Origin of the sequence: Microbispora sp. ATCC PTA-5024, from assembly GCF_000511135.2 — a bacterium.
GTDB classification, from domain to species: domain Bacteria; phylum Actinomycetota; class Actinomycetes; order Streptosporangiales; family Streptosporangiaceae; genus Microbispora; species Microbispora corallina.
The window spans coordinates 337,917-359,771 of sequence record NZ_KI866525.1 but is presented as its reverse complement, the minus strand read 5'-3'; the positions used below and the strand labels follow the sequence as shown (position 1 = coordinate 359,771).

General features: G+C 73.2%; 22 protein-coding genes. 14 read left to right on the top strand and 8 right to left on the bottom strand.

What is annotated here, in order from left to right; all coding sequences use genetic code 11:
- Window positions 1–52: 52 nt before the first annotated feature.
- From MPTA5024_RS27640 to MPTA5024_RS27625, 4 genes are all read right to left on the bottom strand, one after another.
- A complete protein-coding gene (locus MPTA5024_RS27640) occupies window positions 53–1,027 on the bottom strand; it encodes an aldo/keto reductase (RefSeq protein WP_036329969.1) in 975 nt (324 codons plus the stop codon).
- A 342-nt stretch (window positions 1,028–1,369) separates the two neighbouring features.
- Window positions 1,370–1,783: a carboxymuconolactone decarboxylase family protein gene (locus MPTA5024_RS27635; RefSeq protein ID WP_036329967.1), complete on the bottom strand. Its 414-nt coding sequence runs from the start codon at window positions 1,781–1,783 to the stop codon at window positions 1,370–1,372.
- A 47-nt stretch (window positions 1,784–1,830) separates the two neighbouring features.
- Complete coding sequence (locus MPTA5024_RS27630; RefSeq protein ID WP_036329965.1) at window positions 1,831–2,853, bottom strand: aldo/keto reductase; 1,023 nt, start codon at window positions 2,851–2,853, stop codon at window positions 1,831–1,833.
- Between the two features lie 17 nt (window positions 2,854–2,870).
- Window positions 2,871–4,307 carry an aldehyde dehydrogenase gene (locus MPTA5024_RS27625; RefSeq protein ID WP_036329963.1) on the bottom strand — a complete coding sequence of 479 codons (1,437 nt, stop codon included), beginning with the start codon at window positions 4,305–4,307 and terminating at the stop codon, window positions 2,871–2,873.
- 127 nt (window positions 4,308–4,434) lie between these two features.
- On the opposite strand from MPTA5024_RS27625, the gene MPTA5024_RS27620 reads away from it, so the two are divergent.
- The 3 genes from MPTA5024_RS27620 (at window position 4,435) to MPTA5024_RS27610 (ending at window position 6,614) form a co-directional block, all read left to right on the top strand.
- Entirely contained in the window at window positions 4,435–5,097 is a 663-nt protein-coding gene (locus MPTA5024_RS27620; RefSeq protein WP_036329962.1) for a TetR/AcrR family transcriptional regulator, read from the top strand.
- Between the two features lie 255 nt (window positions 5,098–5,352).
- A complete protein-coding gene (locus tag MPTA5024_RS27615) occupies window positions 5,353–6,189 on the top strand; it encodes an IS5 family transposase (RefSeq protein ID WP_036329961.1) in 837 nt (278 codons plus the stop codon).
- A gap of 20 nt (window positions 6,190–6,209) precedes the next feature.
- Complete coding sequence (locus MPTA5024_RS27610) at window positions 6,210–6,614, top strand: hypothetical protein (RefSeq protein WP_198167429.1); 405 nt, start codon at window positions 6,210–6,212, stop codon at window positions 6,612–6,614.
- Window positions 6,615–6,758: 144 nt separating this feature from the next.
- On the opposite strand, the gene MPTA5024_RS27605 is transcribed toward MPTA5024_RS27610, so the two are convergent.
- Window positions 6,759–7,166 (bottom strand): hypothetical protein, encoded by a 408-nt coding sequence (locus MPTA5024_RS27605; protein WP_036329957.1) that lies wholly within the window; start codon window positions 7,164–7,166, stop codon window positions 6,759–6,761.
- Window positions 7,167–7,220: 54 nt separating this feature from the next.
- On the opposite strand from MPTA5024_RS27605, the gene MPTA5024_RS27600 reads away from it, so the two are divergent.
- Window positions 7,221–8,153: a GNAT family N-acetyltransferase gene (locus MPTA5024_RS27600; protein ID WP_036329955.1), complete on the top strand. Its 933-nt coding sequence runs from the start codon at window positions 7,221–7,223 to the stop codon at window positions 8,151–8,153.
- A gap of 104 nt (window positions 8,154–8,257) precedes the next feature.
- Here MPTA5024_RS27600 and MPTA5024_RS27595 read toward each other — a convergent pair whose 3' ends face one another.
- Entirely contained in the window at window positions 8,258–8,956 is a 699-nt protein-coding gene (locus MPTA5024_RS27595; protein WP_036329953.1) for a DUF998 domain-containing protein, read from the bottom strand.
- 355 nt (window positions 8,957–9,311) lie between these two features.
- Here MPTA5024_RS27595 and MPTA5024_RS27590 point away from each other — a divergent pair, with 355 nt between their 5' ends.
- The gene (locus MPTA5024_RS27590) at window positions 9,312–9,653 is read left to right on the top strand and encodes a YciI family protein (RefSeq protein WP_036329951.1); all 342 of its coding nucleotides are present in this window, start codon (window positions 9,312–9,314) and stop codon (window positions 9,651–9,653) included.
- Window positions 9,654–9,697: 44 nt separating this feature from the next.
- Window positions 9,698–12,025, top strand: coding sequence for a sigma-70 family RNA polymerase sigma factor (locus tag MPTA5024_RS43840; protein WP_232326663.1), 2,328 nt, complete (start codon window positions 9,698–9,700; stop codon window positions 12,023–12,025).
- Here the strand turns inward: MPTA5024_RS43840 and MPTA5024_RS27580 are convergent.
- Window positions 12,022–13,416 carry an MFS transporter gene (locus MPTA5024_RS27580; RefSeq protein WP_084370059.1) on the bottom strand — a complete coding sequence of 465 codons (1,395 nt, stop codon included), beginning with the start codon at window positions 13,414–13,416 and terminating at the stop codon, window positions 12,022–12,024. The genes MPTA5024_RS43840 and MPTA5024_RS27580 overlap by 4 nt on opposite strands.
- Window positions 13,417–13,518: 102 nt before the next feature.
- On the opposite strand from MPTA5024_RS27580, the gene MPTA5024_RS27575 reads away from it, so the two are divergent.
- Together MPTA5024_RS27575 and MPTA5024_RS27570 are read left to right on the top strand one after the other, a co-directional pair.
- Window positions 13,519–14,403, top strand: a complete 885-nt coding sequence (locus MPTA5024_RS27575) for a helix-turn-helix transcriptional regulator (protein ID WP_051458756.1) — start codon at window positions 13,519–13,521, stop codon at window positions 14,401–14,403.
- A gap of 72 nt (window positions 14,404–14,475) precedes the next feature.
- On the top strand, window positions 14,476–14,838 hold the full coding sequence (locus tag MPTA5024_RS27570; protein WP_036329949.1) for a DUF2203 domain-containing protein: 363 nt from the start codon (window positions 14,476–14,478) through the stop codon (window positions 14,836–14,838).
- A 57-nt stretch (window positions 14,839–14,895) separates the two neighbouring features.
- On the opposite strand, the gene MPTA5024_RS27565 is transcribed toward MPTA5024_RS27570, so the two are convergent.
- Window positions 14,896–15,771 (bottom strand): sirohydrochlorin chelatase, encoded by an 876-nt coding sequence (locus MPTA5024_RS27565; protein WP_036329948.1) that lies wholly within the window; start codon window positions 15,769–15,771, stop codon window positions 14,896–14,898.
- 207 nt (window positions 15,772–15,978) lie between these two features.
- Here MPTA5024_RS27565 and MPTA5024_RS27560 point away from each other — a divergent pair, with 207 nt between their 5' ends.
- The 6 genes from MPTA5024_RS27560 to MPTA5024_RS27535 all read left to right on the top strand — a co-directional run.
- Window positions 15,979–16,995, top strand: a complete 1,017-nt coding sequence (locus MPTA5024_RS27560; protein ID WP_036330812.1) for a LacI family DNA-binding transcriptional regulator — start codon at window positions 15,979–15,981, stop codon at window positions 16,993–16,995.
- The gene (locus MPTA5024_RS27555) at window positions 16,992–17,903 is read left to right on the top strand and encodes a carbohydrate ABC transporter permease (protein WP_051458755.1); all 912 of its coding nucleotides are present in this window, start codon (window positions 16,992–16,994) and stop codon (window positions 17,901–17,903) included. Before MPTA5024_RS27560 ends, MPTA5024_RS27555 begins: the two co-directional genes overlap by 4 nt.
- A gap of 1 nt (window position 17,904) precedes the next feature.
- Entirely contained in the window at window positions 17,905–18,723 is an 819-nt protein-coding gene (locus tag MPTA5024_RS27550; RefSeq protein WP_036329947.1) for a carbohydrate ABC transporter permease, read from the top strand.
- 85 nt (window positions 18,724–18,808) lie between these two features.
- Window positions 18,809–20,116: an ABC transporter substrate-binding protein gene (locus MPTA5024_RS27545; RefSeq protein ID WP_036329946.1), complete on the top strand. Its 1,308-nt coding sequence runs from the start codon at window positions 18,809–18,811 to the stop codon at window positions 20,114–20,116.
- Window positions 20,113–21,084 carry an ADP-ribosylglycohydrolase family protein gene (locus tag MPTA5024_RS27540; RefSeq protein ID WP_036329944.1) on the top strand — a complete coding sequence of 324 codons (972 nt, stop codon included), beginning with the start codon at window positions 20,113–20,115 and terminating at the stop codon, window positions 21,082–21,084. Before MPTA5024_RS27545 ends, MPTA5024_RS27540 begins: the two co-directional genes overlap by 4 nt.
- Before the next feature lie 3 nt (window positions 21,085–21,087).
- On the top strand, window positions 21,088–21,855 hold a 768-nt coding region (locus MPTA5024_RS27535; protein ID WP_036330810.1), incomplete at its 3' end, for an ADP-ribosylglycohydrolase family protein.

The window sequence follows — 21,855 nt, the reverse complement described above, 5'->3', positions numbered from 1 at the left end:
CGCCGTCCGCCCGCGCGCGTCGTTTCGACGGCGGCGCGGGCGGGCCGGGGCGTCAGAACTGCTGGGGACGGGTCTGGTAGGGCTCCTCCAGGTAGGCGATCTCCTTCTCGGACAGCTCGAGGCCGACCGCCGTCAGCGCGTCGTCCACGTGGTGCTCCTTGGTCGCGCCGATGATCGGGGCGACCACGCCCGGACGGTGCAGCAGCCAGGCCAGCGCCACCGCTGCGGCCGGCACGCCCCGCTCGGCCGCCGTCTCGGCCACCCGCCCCAGGACCGCCTCGTCGCCGTACCCGCCGTACAGGTGCTGCTGCCGGGCGCCGTCGCCGACCTGCCGCACGGTGTCGGAGGGCGCTCCGGCGCGGGCGAGCAGGCCGCGGGCGAGCGGGCTCCACGGGATCAGGCCGACGCCCTGGTCCAGGCAGAGCGGGATCATCTCCCGCTCCTCCTCCCGGTGCAGCAGGTTGTAGTGGTCCTGCATGGACACGAACCTCGTCCAGCCGTGCAGCTCGGCCGTGTGCTGGGCCTTGGCGAACTGCCAGGCCCACATGCTGGAGGCGCCGATGTACCGGGCCTTGCCCGAGCGGACGACGTCGTGCAGCGCCTCCATCGTCTCCTCGATCGGCGTCTCGTCGTCCCAGCGGTGGATCTGGTACAGGTCCACGTAGTCGGTGCCGAGCCGGGTGAGCGACGCGTCGATCGCCGACATGATGTGCTTGCGCGACAGCCCCCAGTCGTTCTTGCCGGAACCGACCGGGAAGTAGACCTTGGTGGCCAGCACGTAGTCGTCGCGCCGGGGGAAGATCGCGCGCAGCAGGCTGCCGGTGATCTCCTCGCTGGCGCCCGCCGAGTAGACGTCCGCCGTGTCGAAGAACGTCACGCCGCCGTCGGCGGCCTTCCGCACGATGGGCTCCGCCCGCTCCTCGTCGAGGACCCAGCCGCCCCACTTGTCGGGCTCGCCGTAGCTCATCATGCCGAGGCAGATCCTGCTGACCTTCAGACCGGTGGTGCCAAGCCGTCCATACTCCATGCGATCACCCTAGTCCGCCCGTATCGGGGGCGGTCAGGGCCCTCAGCGGTCCTCAGAGGTCGGTTTGTGAGTTGATGCCCCTTCCGGCGTTGGGTTTGGAAGAGGCGGGCTGGTCAGCGGGGGGGTGCTGGGCTAGGGGCGGGGCTGGGCGAACAAGCCGGGCTCGGTCTCGATGAGGATGCCGCGGCTGACCAGGCGTTTGAGCTTGGAGCGGATGTTCTCGGTGTTCTTGGACACGATGGGCAGGTCCAGGGCCTGCGGCCCCGGCGGTCATGGAGAACCTCTTCGCGAGCAGCACCCTGGCCACCTGAGGTTGGCCTGGGTGACCACTGCGCGCGGCTCTCACCGGGGCTGTTCGGCTGCGTGGATCTCCTGGAAGACCTGCCGGGCGATCTGATAGCTGTCGAAGGCCCGGGCGGCGCCGGCGTACGCCTCGATGTGGATGAACGCCTCGACGATCTCTTGTGGAGTGACTCCGTTGCCGAGTGCGATGCGGAGCTGTCCGCGCAGCGGTTCGAGCGTGCCCAGGGTGGCGGCGATCGTCACGGAGATGATGGCGCGGGTGCGGGTGTCGAGAATGTCGGTGCGCGGCCATGCGTCGCCGAAGGTGTGCAGCGTGGCCAGGCGCGTGAAGTCCGCGGCGTTGGCCGGCTCGCCCGGGCCGGGTTCTAGGAACGGCTCCAGCCGCCTGCCGAGCAGCCGCGCGGCCGTGTCGAGTGCGGCCGCGTAGCCGGATTCCTGCTGGTCGTCGGTCATGGTGGTTCCTCGATCGCTTGTCGTTTGTGAGGGTCGGAATGCGCAAATCAGTGCTGGGGGCGGACGTTGAGCTCGCCGTACTGCCCGCCACGCACCAGCGCTGGGTCGAACAGGCCCGAGAGGAAGGCGAGGTCGTCCGCGCTCAGCGGCACGGCCGTCGCGGCGGCGTTCTGGCGTGCGTACGCCGCCCGCTTCGTGCCGGGGATGGGCGCGATGTCGTACGGCTGGGCGAGCAGCCAGGCCAGGGCCACCTGGCCCGGGGCGTGTCCCCGCTCGTCGGCGAACGCCTTCAGCCCCTCGACGAGGCGGAGGTTGTCCGCGAAGTTCTCCTCGTGGAACTTCGGCAGAGTGGAGCGGAAGTCGTCGCCGGAGAACGAGGTGCCGCTGGTGAAGCGGCCGGCAAGCGCGGCTCGCCCCAGGGGGCTGTACGGGACGAAGGTGATGCCCAGCTCACGGCAGGTGGGAAGCACCTCCTGCTCCACCTCGCGGGCCCAGAGCGAGTACTCACTCTGGAGAGCCGAGATCGGCGCCACCGCGGCCGCCCGGTGAAGTATGTCCGGCCCGACCGCGCTGAGCCCGATGGCGCGCACCTTGCCCGCGGTCACCAGGTCGGCCATCGCGCCGACGGTGTCCTCGATCGGCACGGTGGGGTCGAGGCGGTGGATGTAGTAGAGGTCGATGTGGTCGACGCCGAGGCGGCGCAGGCTGGCGTCGCAGGCGGCGGCCACATACTCGGGGCGGCCGTCGTAGACCACCCCGCCCTCCTCCGAGGGCCGCGCCCCGAACTTGGTCGCCAGGACCACCCGGTCGCGCAGGCCGCGCACGGCGCGGCCGAGCAGTTCCTCGTTGTGGCCGAAGCCCTTCTGGGGCTGTCCGGTGGCCGCGCCGGCGGCGCCGTAGATGTCGGAGGTGTCGAAGAAGTCGATGCCGGCCTCGACGGCGGCGTGGATCGTGGCGACGGACTCCGCCTCGTCGGCGTCGCCGTAGAACTGGGACATCCCCATGCAGCCCAGGCCGATCGGCCGGACGGAGATGTCGGTGTGCCCGAGGGTGACACGGGCTTCGCACATGATGGTCCTCCTGGTCCTCAGGCGGCGATGGTCTTGTACTCGATGTACTGGGCGAGACCCGCGGCGCCGAACTCGCGGCCGATGCCGCTGCTCTTGTAGCCGCCGAAGGCGCCGTCGTAGGTCGGGGCGGCGCCGTTGACGGTCATCCACCCGGTCCGGATCCTGCGGGCGACCTCGATGCCGTGCTCCCGGTCGGCGGCCCACACGCCACCGCCGAGGCCGTACTCGGAGTCGTTGGCGATGCGGACGGCGTCGTCCTCGTCGTCGAACGGGATGACGACCAGGACGGGGCCGAAGATCTCCTCGCGGGCGATCCGCATGTCGCTGTCGACGTCGGCGAACAGCGTCGGACGGACGTAGTAGCCGCCCTCCAGCCCGTCAGGGGTCTCGAGTCCGCCGGTCACCATCCGGGCGCCTTCGGCGACGCCGAGTTCGATGTAGGAGCGCACCCGCTGCTGCTGGTCGGCGCGGACCATCGGCCCGATGAAGGTCTCGGGGTCGGAGGGGTCGCCGACCCGGACGTCCTCCATCATGGCGGCCAGCGCCGCGACGACCTCCTCGTAGCGGCTGCGCGGGGCGAGGATGCGGGTGTGGGCCACGCAGTTCTCGGCGTTGTTGCCCAGCGACAGGGCCCTAAGGCCTGCCACGACCGCCGTCAGGTCGGCGTCCTCGAGGATGATCGAGGCGGATTTGCCGCCCAGTTCCAGGCTGACCCGCTTGAGCTGCTCCCCGGTGATGGAGGCGATGCGCCGGCCGGCCGCGGTGGAGCCGGTGAAGGCGATCTTGTCCACGCCGGGGTGGGCGACCAGGTGCTCGCTCGTCTCGCGGCCCGCAGGCAGGATGCTCACCACTCCCTCGGGGAGGCCTGCCTCGTCGAAGACCTCGGCGAGGGCCAAGGCGTCCAGCGCCGTCTCCGGGGAGGCCTTCAGGATGACCGTGCAGCCGGCGAGCAGCGCGGGCACCAGCTTGACCAGGGCCGACTGGTGGGGTGCGTTCCACGGGATCACCGCGGCCACCACGCCGACGGGTTCGCGGCGCAGCCGCGTCGTGGCATCGCCGACGGCGCCCACCTGCTCCTCCCAGCCGAGGGCGGCGGCGGCGCGCACGTACGCCTCCGTCATCTCCGGGAGGGACTGCAGGTGCGTCCAGCGGGTGAACCACAGCGGCGAGCCGTTCTCGGAGGTGACCAGGGCCGCGAACTCCTCGGCGCGGACTGCGTAGAGCTTGGAGAACCGCTCCACGACGGCGCTCCGTTCCTGCGGGCTCATCCGGGGCCAGGGGCCCTCGTCGAACGCTCGGCGGGCGGCGGCGACCGCCCGGTCGACGTCGGCGGGGGCGGCGTGCGGTGCGGTCCCGACCAGCGAGCGGTCGTGCGGGGAACGCACCTCCAGGACGTCCGCGGTGGCCGGGGCGACCCACTGGCCGCCGACGTACAGGTTCGGGTAAGTGATCACGGAAATACTCCTCATATAGGTGTCCAGCGGACCTTTATGACTATAGCGGTCCAGTGGACACGTATCAAGTGTCCGATGGACCGCTAATGTGGGAGCTGCCATGATCCGCGGTGCGCGAGGAGGTTCGATGGACGAGGTGGAGGCGCCGTCCTTCCAGCGGGCCAGGCGGCCCGAGCACCGGGAGCTCCGCAAGCAGGAGATCCTGGACGCCGCGGAGGCGCTGCTGGCCGAGATGCCCGCCGACGAGATCAGCCTCCGGGAGCTGGGGCGCCGGCTCGGGGTGTCCAAGACGCATGTGGTGCGCTATTTCGAGAGCCGGGAGGGCGTCTTCCTAGGGCTGCTCGCCAGGCTCCGGCTGGCCTGGCTCGACGCGCTGGCGGACGAGTGGCCGGCCGCGCCGTGCGAGCCCGACCAGGTGATGCGGGCCTGGGCCGATTCGCTCGCCGCCCGGCCGGTCCTGTGCCAACTGTGGAGCCTGCTGCCGAGCGTCCTGGAGCGGAACGTCTCCGCCGACACCGTACGCATCTACAAACTCGTCGACCTGGAACACCGCACTAGGCTGGCGAAGCTGGTCAGGGACCGGGTGCCGGCCCTCACCGCGGACGCCGCGCTCACCCTGACGGAGTACGCCGTCGTCTCACTGGTGGGCCTGTGGCCGTTCAGCAACCCAACCCCGACCGTCGTCGAGGCCACGGCCGACCCCCGGCTCGGGGGCTCCCGGGTGGACTTCGCCACCATGTACGGAGAGATCCTTCAGACCACGCTCGCCGGCCTGCTCACCCGTGCATGAAGCGGGTGCCGGAGTGGTCCTTGGAGCCCGTGGCCATCTGCTTCAGGCACCCTTGGGGAAGGCGTGCTTCTTACCGCCGATCACGGCTACGCAGGCGGCGACCAGGAGCACCAACGACGCCCAAGTGACCGAAGCGGTGCCCAGATCCGCAATCAGAGGGTGATTCGCAAGGGTATGCCTGAGTTGCGTGGTGTAATCGCGTGAATTTGTAGCGTTACGGCCGATCAATGGACTTGGGCATGCTGTGATGGCGGTGTGACCGAGCGCAAGCCGTACCCAAGCGACTTATCCGACGAACGGTGGGCCCTGATCGAGCCCGTGATCACCGCATGGAAGGCCGCGCACCCCTCGGTCAGCGGCCACCCGGGCAGATACGACCTGCGGGAGATCGTCAACGCGATCCTCTACCAGAGCCGGACCGGCTGCCAGTGGGACTACCTGCCCCACGACCTGCCGCCCCGCAGCGCGGTGTACTACTACTTCGCCAAATGGCGCGACGACGGCACCGACCAGACGATCCAGGACCTGCTGCGCTGGCAGGCACGCGAGAAACACCGGCGATCAGCCGACCCGAGCCTGGTGGTGCTCGACACCCAAAGCGTCCACGCGGCGGCCGGAGTCCCGTCCGACACCACGGGCCGCGACGCGGGCAAGAAGGTGCCCGGGCGTAAGCGCGGCCTGGCCGTGGACGTGCTGGGCCTGGTCATCGCGGTCGTGGTACTGGCCGCATCGGTGCACGACAACGCCGCCGGGATCGTCCTGCTGGACCGGCTCACCGTCGCCACACCGCCCGGCAGCGTGCGTACGGCGCTGGTCGACCAGGGGTTCAAGAACGCCGTCGTCGACCATGGCGCCGCGCTCGGCATCGACGTGAAGGTCGTCGAGCGTAACCCCGCCGACAGGGGGTTCGTCCCTCAGCCCAAGCGGTGGGTGGTGGAGCAGACCTACGGCATCCTCGCCTGGCACCGCCGCCTGGTCCGCGACTACGAACACCGCCCTGCAAGCTCCGAGTCGCGGGTGTACTGGGCGATGAGCGACGTGATGGCCCGCCGGTTGACCGGCACCTCGAGCATCTCCTGGCGCGGCGTATGACCGGCCATGAGGCGAGCAGGGTGCTGCTGGACAAGATCGACGCACGCGAGGCCGCCCTGACCGGCGAGGCCGAGCAGACCCGCGCCCACATCGACGAACTCACCGCCAGGCTGCGCGAACTCGACGAGGCGATTGATCATCTGCGCATCACCCGCAAGACCCTTCTGTCGCTCGCCGACGGCGAAAGCGAAGCCGAGCCGGCCGCACCACCGGCCGCGGTTCCCGATCACCCCGCCTACCAGCAGATCCTGACCATCTTCGCCGACACCGGCCAGCCTTTACGCGCTCGCGACCTGTGCCAGGCCCTGGACCTGCCCATCGTGTCCAAGAACACCGAGAACATCCGCTCCAAGCTCAAACGCCTGGTCAGCCGCGGCATCCTCATCGAGACCGAGCCCGGCTTGTTCGCCCAGCCCCGCCCCTAGCCCAGCAGCCACCCCGCTGACCAGCCCGCCTCTTCCAAACCCAACGCCGGAAGGGGCATCAACTCACAAACCGACCCCTCAGGGCGCGGCGCAGCAGGGGCCCTGGCCGTGTCCCGGCGGAGGGCCCGAATCCTGGGGGCGCGCTCAGCTCCGGCGGCGGGTGACCGCCCAGACGATCAGGGCGAGGGCCGCGAGGATCTGACCGCCGAGGATGGCCCGGTTGACGTCGACGGCGGGCTCCCACCGCGCCTCGCCGTCCTTGACGATGTACGCCCCCACGGGCCGGGCGATGACGCCGCCGCCCCCGCCGGCGGAGTCGCCGTCCGGGAGCCGGTCCGTGATCGCGGCCACGATCCCGCCGGAGGTCCCGCCGGAGTCCGTGCCCGGACTCGTGCCGGTGTCTGTGCCGGCGCCCTTCTCCGGGCCGCGGCCGAACCCGCCGCCCGCCCGCACGGAGTACGCGGGGATCACGGTCACGCCGTCCCTCTCGTACGGCTCGCCGTACACGCGCTGACCGCCGGTGAGCCTGTCGAGGATCTCTCCCACTTCCATGGCTGCCAATTCACCATCAAGTGGCCGCCAAGTCGAGCCCCCTACAACAGACATGTGAACGACAACGACACCGCCTTCGAGGTCCGGCGGCCCGAGCCGGGCGACGCGCCGGCGATCCACGCGCTGGTGGCGGCGCACGACGTCGAGGTGACCGGCAAGCCCGACTGGACCCTGGCCGACATCGCGGACACACTGGCCGAACTCGACCTCGCCCGCGACTCGTGGGTGGTCGTGGACGGCTCCCGCGTCGCCGGCTGGGGCCACGCCCGCCGCAAGGGCGGCAGCGCCGACGTGGAGATCGACGTGCAGGCGGCCCATCCCTGGGCCGCCAAGTGGCTCTGGGACGCCGTGCTGGACCGGGCCGGCCGCCTGGCCAGGGAGGCCGGCCACCCGGCCGCCCGCGTCGATATCTCCCTGTACGCCGAGGACGCCGTCATGCGCGCGGCCGCCGGGGAGCGGGGCTTCGCCCCGGCGACGAGCTTCCACCGCATGCGGATCGACCACGACGGGGCGCGTCCCCTGTTCCTGCCCGGGGTGACGGTGGAGCAGGGCTCTCCGGACGCCGGCGAGGTGCTGACGGCCGCCCACGACGTCCACCAGGAGGCGTTCGCGGAGCACTTCGGCTTCCAGCCCCAGACGTTCGACGCGTGGGCCGACCAGATGGAGGCGTCCAGCGCCAACGACTGGCACCAGCTCATGGTGGCCCGGGTCCACGGCGAGCCGGCGGCGATGCTGCTCGGCACGAACCACTTCGTTGACGACGAGAACTGCGGGTACGTCCGCACCCTCGCCGTACGGCCCGCCTTCCGGGGACGGGGGCTCGGGCGGCTGATGCTCTCGCGGGCCTTCACGGCCGACGAGGAGCGCGGCCGGGTGGGGACGATCCTGCACGTGGACTCCAACAACACCACCCCCGCGCTCGGGCTGTACCTGTCAGCCGGCATGCGGCCCGTGCTCGTGATCGACGTGTGGCGCACGACGGTCTGACGCCGGGGCCGGAACGCCGGGCCGGAGTGGCCGGAGGGCCCGGCCAGAGGATCGAGGCGCCGGCCGTCCCCGGACCCCTTCGGAGGCCCGGACGGCGGCGCCGGTCACCGGCCGAGCGTGGCCCGCTTCGCGGCGGCCACCCACGACACCCAGGCCATCGCGGTGAGGACGCCCACGCACAGGGTCAGCGAGCCCGCCCGCCCGCCGGACATCGCCCAGCCGTCGCCGACCGCGAAGATCAGGCCGCTGACGCGCGACGCGGCGGCGTGGAGCGGCCTCCCGGCGCGGGCGAAGTGGCGGCCCAGCACGAAGCAGGCGGCGATCAGCGCCGTGAACGCCACGGACCCGCTGACCATGTGCAACAGGCCGTGCCAGCTCAGCGTCCCCGGCCCGGCCGGGGTGCCGGCGGGGAAGCCGTCGCCCGGGTCCATGCTGAAGACGCCCGCGGCGGCCATGCCGGCGGCGTTCACGAGCATCAGCCGCGGCGCCCAGGTCCCCCCGGGCGTGCCCCGCATGGCCCGGCGCAGCCCGGCCGCGCCCGCCGCCGTCAGGACGGCGGTGATCAGGAAGTTCCCGATCTGCAGCCATCCCAGGTCGCCGGTGCTCAGCATGCTCAGCGGGTGGCGGGTCAGGTCGAACCCGTCCCGGGTGAACGCCTGCGTCAGCGCGACGACCGCGAAGAACGGCGTCGCCGCCACGCCGCCGGCGAGCAGCGTACGGGTGGAGACACGGGCGCGGGCGGTGGCGGCGGTCGTGGTGGCGGGGGCGGTGGTGGCGGGGGTGGTGGGCTGGACGGCGGTCATGGCCGGTTCCCTTCTGACGGTCTCGGTGGTGTCCGCGGCTCCTCCGGACGGGAGGGCCGCCGGCCGGTTCTCGTCCGGCCTCGCTGACGCGTCGAACGGCCGCCTCCGTTCTCGACCCAGAAGCACGTCCGCCGGGACGACCTGGGATTTCGCGCATTACCTGTCACATCGCCGCGTTGCGCATTCCCTGTCACATGGTCGGCGAACGGCCAGGTCGAAGGGCGGTCGGCCGGAGGGCGGCAGGCGGAGGTCGATCCGGCCGCGGCCCGTTCGACGTGTGGGCGAGGGCCGGACGGCCGGCGGTGAGCCGGTCTGGAAGCCTGAAGCACACGACACCACGTGAAGGAGAACGACCATGCGGTTCCTCATGACGACCCAGGGCGGCGCCGAGCCGGACGAGAAGATGCTGGCGGAGATGGGGGCCTTCATCGAGGAGATGGCCAGGGCGGGCGTGCTGCTGGCGACCGGCGGCCTCGAACCCGGAGGGGTGCGCATCACCTCGTCGGGCGGCGAGATCACCGTCACCGACGGCCCGTTCACGGAGGCCAAGGAGGCCATCGTCAGCTTCGCGCTCATCGAGGCGCGGTCGCGGGAGGAGGCCGTCGAGCTCGCCCGGCGGTTCTGGAAGATCGTCGGCGACGGGGTGGGCCACGTCCAGCAGGTCTTCGGCCCTGACCTCGACCCCCGTCAGGGCTGATCCCCGGTTGCGCGGGTGAGGCCGGCGGTGCTCTCATCGGTCGGGTGACGTCGTGGGACGCCCACCGCGCGGTCGACGCGGTGTGGAAGCTGGAGGCGGCGAGGATCGTCGCCGGCCTGGTCCGGATGACGGGCGACGTCGGCCTCGCGGAGGAGCTGGCGCAGGACGCGCTGCTGGCCGCGCTGGAGCGGTGGCCGGAGTCGGGCGTCCCGGAGAACCCGGGCGCCTGGCTCATGGCCGTGGCCAAGCGCCGCGCCGTCGACCGCCTCCGGCGCGACGAGCGGCTCGACCGGCGCCACGAGCAGCTCGCCCACGAGCTCGCGACCCGGCGGCACCCCTTGGACGGCGACGAGGACCTCGACGCCGCCCTCGGCGCGGTGGACGGCGAGGTGGGCGACGACGTCCTGCGCCTGATGTTCATCTCGTGCCACCCTGTGCTGTCCACCGAGTCGCGGGTGGCGCTCACACTGCGCCTCGTCGGCGGGCTGCGGACCGACGAGATCGCGCGGGCGTTCCTCGTCTCCGAGCCCACGGTGGCGCAGCGGATCGTGCGGGCCAAGCGGACGCTCGCGGCCGAGCGGATCCCCTTCGAGGTGCCGGAGGGACCCGACCGGGCCTCGCGCCTGTCGTCGGTCCTCGAGGTCGTCTATCTGATCTTCAACGAGGGGTACGCCGCGACGTCCGGGGACGACTGGACGCGCCCGTCGCTGGGCCTGGAGGCCCTGCGCCTCGGGCGCGTCCTGGCCGGGCTCGCACCCGGCGAGGCGGAGGTGCACGGCCTCGTCGCCTTGATGGAGCTCCAGCAATCGCGGTCGGCGGCCAGGACCGGCCCGTCGGGGGAGCCCGTCCAGCTCCACGAGCAGAACCGGGGCCGCTGGGACCAGTTGCTCATCCGGCGCGGCTTCGCCTCCCTCCTGCGTGCCCGGGAGGCCGGCGGCCCCCTCGGGCCGTACGTGCTGCAGGCGGCCATCGCGGCCTGCCACGCGGGGGCCCGGACGGCGGAGGAGACCGACTGGGGGCGGATCGCCGCGCTCTACGAGGCGCTGGTCCGGGTGCTGCCCACGCCGGTGGTGCGGCTCAACCAGGCGGTCGCGGTCGCGATGGCGCGCGGCCCCCGTGAGGGGCTGGCGCTTGCCGACACGCTGACGGCCGAGCCGGCGATGAAGGGCTACCACCTCCTGCCCGTCGTCCGCGGCGACCTGCTGTCCCGGCTCGGCCGCCACGACGAGGCGCGGGCCGAGTTCGAGCGCGCCGCATCGCTCACCCGCAACGTCCCCGAGCGGGCGATCCTGCTCGCCCGCGCCTCCGCAAGCGCCGCCGCGAGTCCCGCCGCCCCCGCCGCTGACGACGACGGTGCCGCCCCTCACGCCGCCCCTCATGCCGCCCCTCATGCCGCGGCTGATGCCGCCGCAGCCGGACGGACCGGCACGCGGGCGGTGGCGGCCGTGCCCGCGCGCTCAGGGGTCACGCTCGCCGAGGCCGTCCGCGCGTTCCTGGACCGGCCCGCCCTCAACGACGAGACCGTCCGCTCGTACGGCCAGACCATGACGCGGCTACGGCGCCATCTGGGCGACGACGCGATCCTCGCCGAGGTCACCGCCGACGAGGTCGGCGCGGCCTTCGCGGCGGCCTGGGGGACGGCGGCGGCCGCCACCTGGAACCGGCACCGGGCGGCCGTCCGCTCCTTCGCCGCCTGGGCGGCCGGGCCGGAGCGCGGCTGGACGGCGGACGATCTGGCCGCCCGGCTCGACCGGCGGCCCGAGCCCCGGGGACGTACCCGCCCGATGGGCCGCCGGCAGGTGGAGGCACTGCTGGAGCGGGAGGAGGTCCCGCTGCGCGAGCGGACGCTGTGGACCCTGCTCTACGAGAGCGCGGCCACGGCCGAGTGGGTGCTCGCGCTCAACGTCGAGGACCTCGACCTCTCCGGCCGGTACGGCCGGATCCCGGCCCGAACCGCCCACAGCCCCGAGAGCGGCGAGAGTGACGGGAACGGCGGGAACGGCGGCGGCGCGGGGGAGCGCCGGGTCCGCTGGCAGTCCGGGGCGGCCCGGCTGCTGCCCGGTCTCGTGGCCGGACGCCGCCGGGGCCCGCTGTTCCTCGCCGACCGCAGGCCCGGCCCCGCCCGGACGCCCGCGGCCGGCGACCTGTGCCCCCACACCGGCCGGGGGCGCCTGTCGTACGAGCGGGCGGAGTACCTCTTCAAGCGGGCCACCCGGGATCTCGACCCCGACGGGAACGGCTACACCCTCCGCCTGCTCCGCCACTCCCGGCTGGCCCACCTGGGCGAGGACGGCTGGTCGGCCGGCATGCTCAGGGACCTGTCCGGCCACGACAGCCTCCGGACGCTCGCGCCGTACGTCCGGTCCCGTTAGGGGGCCGGCACGCGGCGGCGCAGGAGGGGGAGGGCGCACAGGCCGGCGGCGAGGGAGGTCGCGGCGAGACCGAGGACGGTCACCGTGACCGCGTGCGCCGAGGGGGTGAGGCTGAGGAACAGGGTCCCGAAGGCGGCCACGCCCACGACCTGGCCGAGCTGGAGCATCATGGCCGTCAGGCCGCTGGCGTCGGCGGCGTCTGAGGGGGCGACCTGGGCCAGCGCCACCGCCATCAGCGGGCTGAACGTCCCGGCCATGCCGGTGCCGATGACCGCGAAGGAGATCTCCAGCAGCGGCTCGCCGTGGCCGCCGCCCGCGAGCGCGGCCGCCAGCGCGAGCTGACCGGCGGCGGTCAGGACGGCGGAGGCGACGATCATCGGGCGGTGCAGCCGGGCGGGCAGGCGCTTCCAGTTGAGGCTGGTCAGGCCGAACGCCCCGGCCGCCGGGATGAACAGGCAGCCGGCGCGCAGCGGGCTGTCCCCCAGGCCGCCCTGGAGGTGGAGCGCCATGCTGAACAGGTAGCCGCCGTACGCGGCCATGACGAGGAAGATCCCGGACGCGGCGGCGACCATGCCGGGGGTGCGGATCAGGCGGCCGGGCACGAGCGGGTGCCGGGCACGCCGTTCGACCAGCAGGAACGCGGCGAACGCGACGGCGGAGGCGCCCATCGAGATCCAGCCCCACAGCGGCCAGTCCTCCTCGTGGCCGAGGACGAGCGGCACGACGAGCAGGGACACGGCCAGCGAGAGCGTCACCAGCCCGGGCAGGTCGAGGCCGTGCTCGCGCGGCACGTGGGCGGACGGCAGCAGCCGGGCCCCCGCGACCAGCAGGACCAGCCCGATGGGCACGTTGACGAGGAACACCGGCCGCCAGGACGTCCCGAACAGGTCGGCCGTGACGAGCAGCCCGCCGAGCACCTGCCCGACGACGGCCCCGACCGAGATCACGGTCGCGTAGACGCCGAGGGCCCGGGCCCGCGACGCCCCCTCGAACGTGATCTGGATCAGGCTGAGCACCTGCGGCACCATCAGGGCGGCTCCCGCGCCCTGCAGGAGCCGGAAGGCGATCAGCAGCGCCGTCGAGGGGGCGAGCCCGCACATCAGCGAGGCGGCGGTGAAGACCACGAGCCCGGTGAGGAACAGCCGGCGGTACCCGAGCAGCCCCCCGAGCCGGGCGCCGGTGATGAGCAGCATCGCGTACGCGATGGTGTAGCCGGAGATGACGAGTTGGAGGCCGGAGCCGGAGGCCCCGAGGTCGGCCCGCATGGTGGGCGCGGCGACGTTCACGATGGAGACGTCGAGGATGGCCATGAACTGCCCGGCCAGGACGAGGGCGAGCAGCCACGCCGTTGAGCTGCGCGCGGCGGTGGCGCGCGTGGCGACAGCGGTCATGGAGTCAACCATCGGCGGCCGCGGGTACCGGTAACGAGAGCCTGCTGATACTGGTAGTGACACCACCTGGCAAGCCCTCCCGGCACCCGCCACCATAAGGGGGTGACGACGGGGACACGCACGAGGCACACCAGGCGCGACGAGCTGGGGGCGTTCCTGCGCAGCAGGCGCGAGCGGATCAGGCCGGAGGACGTCGGGCTGCCGCCCGGTCTGCGCCGCCGCACCCCCGGGCTGCGGCGGGAGGAGGTGGCGCAGCTCGCCGGGGTCGGGGTGACCTGGTACACGTGGCTGGAGCAGGGCAGGCCCATCAACGCGTCCGTGCAGGTGCTCGACGCCGTCGCGCGGACCCTGCGGCTGGACGCGACCGAGCGGGAACACCTCTACCGCCTGGCCGACCTGCCGGAGGTGGTCGACCTCGGCGACGAGCGGCGCCTCGACCCCGAGGTGAACGTGATCCTCGCGCAGCTCGACCCGCTGCCCGCCTGCGTCTACAACAGCCGCTACGACGTGCTCGCCTGGAACGGGGCGTACGGCACGATCTTCAGGAGCGTCGTCTCGGCGGCCGGGTGCGAGCGGAACGTCCTGTGGCGGGTCTTCGCGCTGGAGGACTGCTGCTGCCCCCTCCTCAACAAGCACGAGGAGCTCCCGCAGATGGTCGCCACGCTCCGGGCGGCCTTCGCCAAGCACGTGGGCGAGCCGGCGTGGACCGGCTTCGTCAGCCGCCTGTCCGCGGCGAGCCCCGAGTTCGCCCGCATGTGGGCGATGCACGACGTGGCCAGGCCCGGCGTCCGGATGAAGTTGTTTCAACACTCGGCCGTGGGGCTGATCCGGATGGCGTCCACGAGCATGGCGCTGTCGGCGCCGCCGGAGACCCGGATCGTGGTGTACACCCCGACGGACGACGAGAGCCGGGAGCGGCTGGAATGGCTGCGCAACCACCCGCGCGCCTCCCACTGCCCGAAGCACGACGCCCCCCAGCAGGGGTAGCGCCCGGAGGCCCACCGCGACGAGGACGCCGGGTCTGAGCCTCCCGGCCCCGGGTGCGGTAACGTCCGGGGCGTGGCGAGGATCTTCACGGTCGACGAGGCCCGGTCCCTGATGCCCGCGGTGCTGCGGCACGCGGACGACTTCGTGGCGGTCCGCGCCGACCTGGCCGAGCTCACCCACGACCTGCGGCACGAGGGGGAGTCCCCGCTGGGCGGCCTGGCCGAGGCCAAGGGCCTGGAGGCGCGGATGGACGAGATCCTGTCGTGGTTCGACGACCAGGGCATCGAGATCAAGGGCGTCGCGCCGCTGCTCGTCGACTTCCCCGCCGTGATGGAGGGAGTCGCGGTGCGGCTGTGCTGGCTGGAGGGGGAGACCGCGCTGGGCTGGTACCACCGCGCCGACCTCGGCTTCCCCGGCCGCCGCCCGCTTCCCTGACCCGCCGCTCTCCTGGCGGGACCACTCGAACCGGCGGGGCTACTCAGACCGGCGGGGCTACTCGGACAGGTCGTCGAAGCCGTCGAAGCCGCCGAAGGCGGAGCCGTACCGGACGCAGACCATGCGGGCCACGGCCTCGTGCGCGCCGAGAGGGGCGGCGCACCCGGCCCCGATCGCCTCGGCCGCCGCCGTGATGCGCTCGTGGTCGGCCTCCGGCCCGATGACGTACGGCACCATGGCGAGCCGGTTGGCGCCGATCTTGCGCAGCCGCTCGGCCGCGTCGCGCACGCTCGGCACGCCGTCGAGGGCGGCCGGGACGACGGGGAGGGTCAGGCGGGCGGCCAGCAGGACGGCGGTCGCGTCGGCCCCGCGGGCGGCCTCGTCCCCGCCCGCCGTGGCCACGATGATGCCGTCCACCGGCGAGGTGACGTTGAACAGGCGCATGCGGTCGGCCCGGGCGAGCCCCGCCTCGGCCAGCCGGACGTGCAGCGCCTCGGCCAGCAGGGGGTGCGGGCCGAGCGGCTCGGTGATGCGCACGCCGGTCTCGCTCTGGGTCACGGCGTCGCGCACGGCCCGCAGGACGCGGGGATGGGGGCCGGTGACGAGGGGCACGACCACGGCGGCCGGCCCGTCGGCGGCGCGCTCGGCCGCGATGGCGGAGAACTCCTTGGCCAGGTCGGCGCCGCCGTCGCCGAGGGACACGAGACGAAGGTCGATCTGCGGGTTGTCGAGGCGGATGATCGAGGCGACCTCGGCGGCCACGTCCGCGCCCGCGTCCGCCGAGTCCCCCGCCCTTCCCGGCACCGCCAGGACCAGGGCGGGCGCGTCGGGAGGCAGGTCGGCCGGCAGCGGCCGCCGGTGGCGACCGGTCCCGGGCCGAGAGGATCGCTCCCGTGTGGGGAGTTTCGGCGGGTCCTCGTGACCTTCGTTCACACCGGCGGATTCTAGGGCGAATTCGGTCGAATAGCGGAACCAACGCGCGGCTTGTTGCGGATGGGTGATCTCTCCGGTTTACATGTTCGTTACTTGACGTGATCTCCCCGTACCGATTTGATGGTGCTCATCCCACCCGTAAACGTTTACAGAGGCCCATCGGCAGGCGAACTGTAAACGATTACAGACAAGAACGGCGAGGTGAGCGTGGCGGAAGGCCCAACGATCAACACGATCGCGGAGCGTGCCGGCGTGTCGATCGCGTCGGTGTCCCGGGTGCTGAACGGCCTGCCGACCCGCGAGGAGACGGTGCGGCGGGTGCTACGGGCGGCCGAGGACCTGGGCTACGTCCCCAACTCGGTGGCCCGGTCCCTGCGCAACCGCCGGACCGACCAGGTCGCGTTCGCGATGGCGGACATCGGCAACCCGGTCTACCTCGCGATGGTCCGCGAGATCCAGCCGGTGCTGAAGGTCGCCGGGTACCGCCTGCTGCTCCACTCGACCGACGCCGACGTGGCCGACGAGCTCGACGTCCTGCGCGGGCTCAGGGAACGGTACGTGGACGGCCTCATCATGAGCCCGCTGCGCGGCGTCACCGAGGACCACGTCGCCGCGATCGCGGCGGCCCGGGCGCCCGTGGTCGTCATCGGCTCGGTGCCCGAGGGCACGCCGGTCGACAACGTGCGGACCGACTCGCGCACCGGCGTCCGGCTGGCCCTCGACCACCTCCACGCGCTCGGCAGGCGCCGCATCGGCTTCCTCAACGGCCCCCTCGACACGGTCCCCGGCGCCGCCCGGGCCGCGGCGTACCGGGAGGCCCTCGACGCGCTCGGCCTGCCGTACGACGAGGACCTGGTCGAGGTGGGGGACTTCTACCGGCAGGACGGCGCGCGGGCGGCCCGCGCCCTGCTGAGCCGCGCCCCCGACGTGGACGCGCTGATGTGCGCCAACGATTTGATCGCGCTGGGCGCGCTCGACGTGCTGCGCCGCGCCGGGCGGGAGGTGCCCGGCGACGTCGCCGTGGTGGGCATGGACGACACCGACCTCGCCTCGGTCGCCTGGCCGACGCTGACCAGCGTCTCCCTCGGGTCGGCCGAACGCGGCCGGGCGGCCGCGCGGCTGCTGCTCGACCGGCTGGAGAACGGCCCGCGGGAGCCGCGGGTGGTGGTCGTGGAGCCGAGCCTCACCGTACGGGCCTCGACGACGGGGGTGGACCCCGAATGAACGCGACGAGGAGCCTCGCCGCCCCGCGGCCCGCCGGACGCCGGCCCTCCCGGGGGTTCTCCGGGGGCGGCGGCACGCTGGCGCTGCTGCTCCCGGCGCTCGTGCCGGTCCTGGTGCTCAGCGTCGGCCCGCTGGTCTACGGCATCCTGCTGGCCTTCACCGACGCGCGGTCCGGCCGCAACAGCGTCACGTCGTTCACGGGGCTGGCCAACGTCGCCGACCTCCTGGGCGACTCCGACTTCTGGGGGTCGTTCCGCGTCGGGCTGGTGTGGGGCGTGTCGGTCACCGTGCTGCAGTTCCTCGCCTCGCTCGGCCTCGCGCTGCTGCTCGACCAGAACCTGCGCTTCCGCGGCCTGGCCCGGGTGCTGGCGCTCGTGCCGTGGGCGATGCCGCCCGTGGTCACCGGCCTGATGTGGCGGCTGGTCTACCACCCGGACGCGGGACTGCTGAACGCCCTGCTCGGAACCGACGTCGACTGGCTCAACGACTTCTCCCTCGCCCTCCCGGCCGTCATCGTGGTCGGGGTCTGGACCGGCATGCCGCAGACCACCGTGGTGCTGCTGGCCGGGCTCCAGGGCGTGCCGAAGGAGCTGCACGAGGCGGTCAGCGTCGACGGCGCCGGCACCTGGCGGCGGTTCTGGAACGTCACGCTCCCGCAGCTGCGCCCGGTCATCGTGGCGATCACCTCGCTCGACTTCGTGTGGAACATCAACCAGTTCAGCCTGGTCTACGTGCTCACCCAGGGCGGGCCGGGCGGGCGGACGCGGCTGCCGATGCTGTTCGCGTACGAGGAGGCGTTCCGGTACGGCTTCTTCGGCTACGCGGCGACCCTCGGCGTGGCCGTCACGCTCGTCGTCCTGGCCGTGCTCGGGCTGTACCTGTGGCGCCAGGCGAGGGAGGCGGCCTGACATGAGGACGGGGCTGAAGTATCTCGCGCTCGCCGGGTACGTCGTCTTCCTGGCGTTCCCGCTGGTCTGGCTGCTGTCGACGGCGCTCAAGACGCCGCGGGAGATGGCCGCCCTGCACCCGGCGCTGATCCCGCGCCACCCGACGCTGGCCAACTTCGCCGACGCCTTCACGGAGCAGGACCTGGTCGGCGGCGGCCTGCGCAGCCTCGTCGTCGCGGTCGCCGCGGCGGTGGTGACGGTCGCGCTCGCGCTGCCCGCGGCGTACGCGCTGGCCCGCCGCCCCGGGGTGCTCAACAGGGTGGCGATCGGATGGGTGCTGGTGAGCCAGGTCTTCCCGGTGATCCTCGTCGTCATCCCGCTGTTCATGGTGCTGCGGCGGCTGGAGCTGGTGAACACGCTCGCCGGTCTCACGCTCGTGCACGTCACGTTCGTCATGCCCTTCGCGCTGTGGATGCTGCGGGGGTACGTGCGGGCCGTGCCGCGCGAGGTGGAGGAGGCCGCCGCCGTCGACGGCGCGGGGCGGCTGCGCTCGCTGGCCTCCGTGGTCGCGCCGCTGCTCGCGCCCGGCGTGGTCGCCACCCTGCTGTTCTCCTTCATCTCGTCGTGGAACGAGTTCCTGTTCGCCCTCGTGGTCCTCAAGGACCCCGAGGTGGCGACCCTGCCGCTGACGCTGGTGAGGTTCACCGGCCCGGAGGGGGTCGCCCGGCTCGGCCCGCTCGCCGCCGCGTCGCTGCTCGCGACCGTGCCGAGCCTGCTGTTCTTCGCGGTCATCCAGCGGCGCCTGCGGTCCGGCCTGATGGCCGGGGCGGTGAAGGGATAGCCGTGCCGGAGTCGCCGCGGGAGTCGTCGCCGGAGTCCACATCGGTGTCGCCGTCAAAGGGGTACCAGCCCGATAGGAGAGTCACATGAGGCGTTGGAGTGCCGCCCTGGCGGTCGCGGCCGTCGCGCTGGCGGCCGGGTGTTCGAGCGGCGGGAGCGGCGACGGCGGCGGCGGGACCGCCGCCAAGCCGGTGACGCTGCGCTTCCTCAGCCTGGCCTGGCAGAAGGAGTCGGTGGCGGCAAACAAGCAGCTCGTCGAGGAGTGGAACAAGGCCAACCCCTCCATCCAGGTCCAGTACGTCCAGGGCAGCTGGGACAACGTGAACGACCAGCTCGTCACCTCGTTCGAGGCGGGCGACCCGCCGGACGTCATCCACGACGACTCCCCGGCCCTCGCGGGCTTCGCCTCCCGCGGCTACCTGCTCGACCTGTCCGGCCGGCTGCCGGCGGCCCTCAAGAACGACATCCCCCCGGCCGCCTGGGACACGGTGACGTTCGGCGACGGCAAGGGCGGCCAGGGCGTGTACGGCGTGCCGTTCCTGCAGGAGTCGCAGGTCCTGCTGGCCAACAGGAAGCTGCTGGACAAGGCGGGCGTCCGCGTCCCGACCCCGGACAGCCCGTGGACCTGGGACGAGTTCGCCTCCGCCGCGAAGAAGCTGACCAAGGACGGCGCGTACGGCGTGGCCTGGCCGATGAAGTCGCCGGTCAACAAGGTCCTCAACCTGGCCCTGAACTTCGGGGGCACCTTCTTCACCACGACCGGCGGCAAGACCACGGTCAAGGTCGGCCCGCAGGAGCGCGAGGTCCTGCAGCGGATCCACGACCAGCTCTACACGGACAGGTCGGCCGACCCGTCCGCGCTCGGCATGGGCACCGCCGACCCGCTGCCCGGCTTCTTCGCCGGCAAGTACGCCCTCGTCCCGGCCGGCGTCTACCTGCGCCAGCAGGTCGCCGAGCAGGCCCCGGAAGGGTTCGACTGGGTGACGCTGCCGCCGCTGAAGGGCGTGACGGCCCAGCAGGGCGCGACGTCCCAGACGCTGTCGGTCCCCGCGGACGGCAGGCACCCCGACGAGGCCGTGAAGTTCATCGCGTTCTTCCTGAACGGGCCCAACCAGGCCAAGCTGGCCAAGGGCGACTGGCTGCTGCCCACCAGCACCTCGGCCGCGACCGACCCGGGCCTCACCACCGGGGAGAACGGCTGGGACGTGGCGACCGCGTCGGCCAAGGACCTGGTCGTCGCGCCGTACCTGAAGGTGAACGGGTTCGACGAGTGGAAGAGCAAGGTGGCCACGCCCGCCCTGCAGGAGTACTTCGCCGACAAGATCAGCCTCGACGAGGCGGCCAGGCGGCTGGTCGACGAGGGGAACAAGGTGCTGGAGCGGTACAGCCAGTGATCTCCATCCGGGACCGCGCCCGGGGCTGCCTCCTCGGCCTCGCGGCAGGGGACGCCCTGGGGGCTCCCGCGGAGAACCTCACGCCGGAGGCCATCGCCGCACGGTGGGGCGTGCTCAGCGAGATCGAGGGCGGCGGCACCGACGACACCGAGTACACGATCTTCGTGGCCGGGCTGCTGGTCCGCCACGGGCACGCGCTCACGTCGGAGGACGTCGAGCGGGCCTGGCGCACGGAGATCGTGGACCGGGTCGACGGGCCCATGCGGGGGGCCGGGTTCTCCGAGCTCGGCACCGTTCGGGCGCTGCGCCGGGGCCTGCGTCCGCCGCTCACCGGGCGCTGGCACCGGCACGGCTGGTCGGACGGCCTGGCCATGCGGGCCGCGCCGTACGGGATCTTCGCCGCGGGCGACCCGGCGGAGGCGGCCCGGCTGGCGGAGGCCGACGGCCGGGTCAGCCACACGGGCGAGGGGATCCTCGGCGGCCGTGCCGTCGCCGCCGCCGTGGCGGTGGCGATGACCGGGGCGGCGCCCTCCGAGGTCGCCCAGGCGGCCCTGGAGGCCGTGCCGGGGGACTCCTGGACCGGCCGCAACCTCCGGGCCGCCCTCGCCGTCGCCGCCGCGCACCAGCAGGGGGACGGCCAGGGGTTCGCGCGTGCGCTGCACGACGCCGTCGTGGGCGCCCATTATCCGTGGACGGACCTCGCGCCGGAGGCGGTGGCGCTCGCCCTCGCCGCGTACGTGCGGGGCGGGGGACAGGTCGAGGCGTCGGTGGTGACGGCGGCCAACCTCGGCAGGGACGCCGACACCACGGCCGCCATCGCGGGCGCCCTCGCCGGGGCGGGGCGCGGGGAGGCGGCCGTGCCGGAGCGGTGGGTGCGGCGCATCGGGCCGGTCGAGGGCCGCTGCCTGCCTGTGGTCGCGGGGCGGCACGTCCGCGACGTGGCCGACGAACTCGTGGAAGGGACATAGGACATGCCATCGGGGGAGGGCGGCCGTCCGGACCGCGTCAGGGGCGCGTTCGCGGGACTCGCGATCGGCGACGCCGCGGGCTGGCCGTCGGGCCGGCACCGGTCGGTGCGGCTGGCCGCCTGGAGCAGGCGGCTGCACCGGGAGCTCGACGCGTTCGCGGAGGAGCATCAGGTCACCTCGCTGCCGGTGCCGTTCGCGCTCAACCAGCCGGTCGAGCCACTCGCGCTCGGGCCGTCCGACGACGCCGAATGGCTGGCGTGGACGGCGCTCACGATCCGGCAGGACCGGGCCGAGGCCTTCGGGCGGCTGGCGGGGCGGGCCGACGTCCGTGCGCGGATCTCGGTCTGGGCGGCGCTGGACAACCTGGCCGCGGGCAAGCGGCCGCCCGCGAGCGGCCACGACAACCCGCACCACTTCGACGACGCGGCGGCCGTGCGGGCCGTCGCCTTCGGGGCCGCGGGGGAGGACCCCGGCGACGACGCCCGGGTGACCAACGCGGGGGACGGCGTGCTCGGCGCGGTGGCCGTGGCGGCCGCCGTGGGCGCGCTCGCGTCGGGGGCGCCGATGGGCGAGGCCGTGCAGATGGCCGTCGCGGCGCTGCCGGAGGACACCGCCATCGGCTACGCGGCGCGGGCGGCGCTCGCGGCTGCAGGGAAGGCCGGCGACCCCTTCGCCGCCGTGCCCGCCCTCGACGCGGCCGTGCTCGACCACGTGTACAGCTACGGCACGGCCGCCGCGGAGACGGTTCCCGTCGCGCTCGCGCTGGCCGAC

What these genes read in the sequence shown, in the direction of transcription:
- MPTA5024_RS27640 (WP_036329969.1), bottom strand. Translation starts at nt 1,027, where the DNA reads ATGGAGTATGGACGGCTTGGCACCACCGGTCTGAAGGTCAGCAGGATC.
- MPTA5024_RS27635 (WP_036329967.1), bottom strand. Translation starts at nt 1,783, where the DNA reads ATGACCGACGACCAGCAGGAATCCGGCTACGCGGCCGCACTCGACACG.
- MPTA5024_RS27630 (WP_036329965.1), bottom strand. Translation starts at nt 2,853, where the DNA reads ATGTGCGAAGCCCGTGTCACCCTCGGGCACACCGACATCTCCGTCCGG.
- MPTA5024_RS27620 (WP_036329962.1), top strand. Translation starts at nt 4,435, where the DNA reads ATGGACGAGGTGGAGGCGCCGTCCTTCCAGCGGGCCAGGCGGCCCGAG.
- MPTA5024_RS27605 (WP_036329957.1), bottom strand. Translation starts at nt 7,166, where the DNA reads ATGGAAGTGGGAGAGATCCTCGACAGGCTCACCGGCGGTCAGCGCGTG.
- MPTA5024_RS27595 (WP_036329953.1), bottom strand. Translation starts at nt 8,956, where the DNA reads ATGACCGCCGTCCAGCCCACCACCCCCGCCACCACCGCCCCCGCCACC.
- MPTA5024_RS27590 (WP_036329951.1), top strand. Translation starts at nt 9,312, where the DNA reads ATGCGGTTCCTCATGACGACCCAGGGCGGCGCCGAGCCGGACGAGAAG.
- MPTA5024_RS27580 (WP_084370059.1), bottom strand. Translation starts at nt 13,416, where the DNA reads ATGACCGCTGTCGCCACGCGCGCCACCGCCGCGCGCAGCTCAACGGCG.
- MPTA5024_RS27555 (WP_051458755.1), top strand. Translation starts at nt 16,992, where the DNA reads ATGAACGCGACGAGGAGCCTCGCCGCCCCGCGGCCCGCCGGACGCCGG.
- MPTA5024_RS27550 (WP_036329947.1), top strand. Translation starts at nt 17,905, where the DNA reads ATGAGGACGGGGCTGAAGTATCTCGCGCTCGCCGGGTACGTCGTCTTC.
- MPTA5024_RS27545 (WP_036329946.1), top strand. Translation starts at nt 18,809, where the DNA reads ATGAGGCGTTGGAGTGCCGCCCTGGCGGTCGCGGCCGTCGCGCTGGCG.